This is a genomic window from Mycobacterium sp. TH-M15 (assembly GCF_057473705.1).
Window position 1 is genome coordinate 1 of sequence record NZ_JBYCLB010000657.1, and the last position, 3,125, is coordinate 3,125.

General features: G+C 70.8%; 3 protein-coding genes and 1 riboswitch. All 3 genes read left to right on the forward strand.

Annotated features, from left to right (window positions below):
- Positions 1–639, forward strand: a 639-nt coding sequence (locus AC2VNT_RS16070) for a PPE family protein, SVP subgroup (protein ID WP_486947800.1), incomplete at its 5' end; no start/stop codon positions are given.
- A 112-nt stretch (positions 640–751) separates the two neighbouring features.
- Positions 752–2,113, forward strand: coding sequence for a PPE family protein (locus tag AC2VNT_RS16075; protein ID WP_486947801.1), 1,362 nt, complete (start codon positions 752–754; stop codon positions 2,111–2,113).
- A 122-nt stretch (positions 2,114–2,235) separates the two neighbouring features.
- A riboswitch (Fluoride riboswitch) is annotated at positions 2,236–2,298 on the forward strand.
- Between the two features lie 153 nt (positions 2,299–2,451).
- On the forward strand, positions 2,452–3,125 hold a 674-nt coding region (locus AC2VNT_RS16080), incomplete at its 3' end, for a PPE family protein (RefSeq protein WP_486947802.1).

Genomic DNA, 3,125 nt, shown 5'->3' on the forward strand with positions numbered 1-3,125 from the left:
CAGGCTCTGCATAGCCTGGCCGGCACGGCGTCGGCCGCGGCCCCGGCCGCCGCGGCCGACGCGCCCTCTCTGCTGTCGGCGTTGAACACCTTCATCACCGGGCCGTTGACACCGGTGTCGCTGGCCGCGGTCCCGATCGTGCCCGAACTCTTGGGCGTGCAGAGCTATCTGACCGTGCAGTCCGCCGCGAACCTGACCAGGGCGGCCGAACAGATGGCCGCGCTGCCAGCCGGGGGCGACAGCGGGCTGTTGGAGGCCGGTCTCGGTTCGGGAACCCGGTTGGTCGGCTCGGCCAACGTCGCTGCGGTCTCCGCCGGGGTCGGCCGCGCCGGTCTGGTCGGCGGGCTTGCCGTGCCCCCGAGTTGGGTGACGACCGCACCGGAAGTCAAGGCGGCCGCCGCGGCGGTAACCCAAAGTAGCGCGGCCGCTCCGGCGGCCCTTGCCGCAGACGCTGACGGCGGCCTCTTCGGCAACATGGCCCTGTCGAGCCTCGCCGGGCGGGCGGTGGCCGGGGTCAGGGGCAGCGCCGCCGAATCCGGGAACCCGCGAAGTGATCCTCCCGCGCTGCGGGAGATCGCCACCACGTCGAACATCTTCGTGATCCCGGAGGCTGACGTGATCCCGGAGGTCGACGAATGACGACCGGCGCGAGGAACCCTGTCAGTCACGCCGCCGTTGACGTGCACGACGGTGGCGGTCACCAGGCCAACCCGGCAGCGCAACGCCGACAGACCGCCCGAGAAGGCTGGTGATGGATTACGCAACTCTGCCACCCGAGGTCAACTCCGCCCGCATGTACGCCGGTCCGGGATCGGGGCCACTGTTGGCCGCCGCCACCGGGTGGGACGGCCTGGTGGCAGAGCTACGCGCGGCGGCATCCGGGTACCACTCGGTGATCTCGACGCTCACCGCGGGGTGGTTGGGCCTGTCGTCGACACGGATGGCGACGGCGGCCGCACCGTACGTGACGTGGCTGCTCAGCACCGCCGCCGGTGCCGAAGAGACCGCGAACCGGGCCAGAGCGGCAGCGGCCGCGTATGGGACCGCGCGGGCGACCGTGGTGCCCCCGCCGGTGATCGCCGAAAACCGTGCCGAACTGGCCCTGCTGACCTCGACCAACATTATCGGCCAGAACACCGCGGCGATCGCCGCGAATGAAGCCGAGTACGCCGGGATGTGGGCCCAGGATGCTGCCGCCATGTACCGCTACGCCGGTCAAGCCGCGGCCGCTTCCACCCTCACGCCGTTCAGCCCACCGACGAACACCACCAACCAGGCTGGAGCGGCGAACCAAGCCGCCGCGGTCGCGCAGGCCGTCGGCACGTCGGCCGGTACCAACACCCAGTCGGCGTTGGCGCAGCTGACATCGGCGACTCCAGCCGCGCTGCACAGCCTCGCAGCGCCGTCGACCGCTGCCGCGAACCCACTGACGAGCCTGCTCAACAGCATCAACTCCTCGCCGTTGACGACGATCGCCGCCGACGTCGAGTTACCGTCGAGAACGCTGATCCCGGCGGTGGACGTGCTGGTCAACATCATCCTGGGCTTGACGATCGGGGCACGGCGCCTCACCGACATCGTTGTCGGAGCAGGCAGCGCGGCGGGAATGAGTCTGGTCGCCGACGCCGGCCACGCGATATCGCTGGTCGGAGCGGCTCCGGCCGTGTCGGCGAGTGTGGGGCAGGCCGGATTCGTGGGTGCCATGGCGGTTCCGCCGAGTTGGGCCGCCGCCACTCCGGCGATCAAGACGGCCGCGGCGGTGCTGTCGGGCAACCTGGACGGCACCGTCTCGGCGGCTACGGTCAGCCAGGGCAGCCTGTTGACCGCAGCGGTGACGGCGGGTGTGGCGGGAGGAGCGCTCGGCGCCGCGTCTCCCCGTGCCATGGCCGGCGCCGGCCGATCCTCGACGGAGAGACAGCGACGGCTCAAAGACGGTGAATCGCCGCAGAACCTGCAACGCCTAGTGGCCGAGATGGCGGAGAAACCGGAGAGCGTGCAGCACTGGCACACCGACCCCGAACACGTCGACGCTCTGCTGGCCGAACTCCGGTACAAACCGGGCATCCACGCCGTACACGTCAAAGGAGGCAAATCGGTTCTGCCGCGGGTGTAGGGAGTGCCCGGGGGTGGCCGGGACCCGGCCGGTAACATGCACCCGCGGCGGACCGACGCACAGCATGTTTCCAGTCGACTTTCAGCGCCGTGTCCGGGTCTGGTACGCGAACGGTAGGTAGGCTCGCAAGCGGCGATGAGGCTCGCCATGAAGCGCCGCGACCGGCTGATGGCCTCTATCGAAATACGGTAGGAACAAGGAAGTAGCCGTGGTGGTCACATTCATGTCCTATGCAGGCGAGCGGCGGGCTCCGGCATCCCGCCCGGCGATCGGACCCCGTGCCGCAGACGTCGTCACGGTAGCCGCCGTCACCCGGGACGCCCGGTAGAGGGGCGCTGATGCTGGACTATGCAGTGCTGCCGCCGGAGATCAACTCCGGCCGCATGTACACCGGTCCTGGATCGGGACCGTTACTGGCGGCCGCGGCGGCGTGGCACGCGCTGTTCGCGGAGTTGGAGTCGGCCGCCGCCGGCTACGCCGCGGTGCTCGCCGAGTTGACCGACCAGGCGTGGTCGGGCCCGTCAGCGGCAGCGATGGCGGCCGCGGCCGCACCCTATGTGGCATGGCTGCAGACCACCGCCGCACAAGCCGAACGCGCCGCGATCCAGGCGGAGGCGGCCGCGGGCGCGTACGAAGCGGCGTACGCGCTGACGGTGCCGCCGCCGGTGGTCGCGGCCAATCGCACATTGTTGATGACCCTGATCGCCACCAATTTCTTCGGACAGAACATCGCGGCGATCGCCGCCACCGAAGCGCACTACGCGGAGATGTGGGCCCAAGACGCGACCGCGATGTACAGCTACGCGGGTACGTCGTCGTCGACGGTCGCGCTCGACCGCTTCAGCGAACCGCCGCCCACCACCGACCCGGCCGGTCGCGGCGCCCAAGCGGCCGCCGCGACCCGTGCCGCCGGCACCGCGATCGGCAGCCAGTTGGCCGCGGCGCTGCCGCAGACCTCGACCGCGGCGACGGCAGCCCCGACCGGGGTGCCGCTCTTCGGCTCGACGTCGCT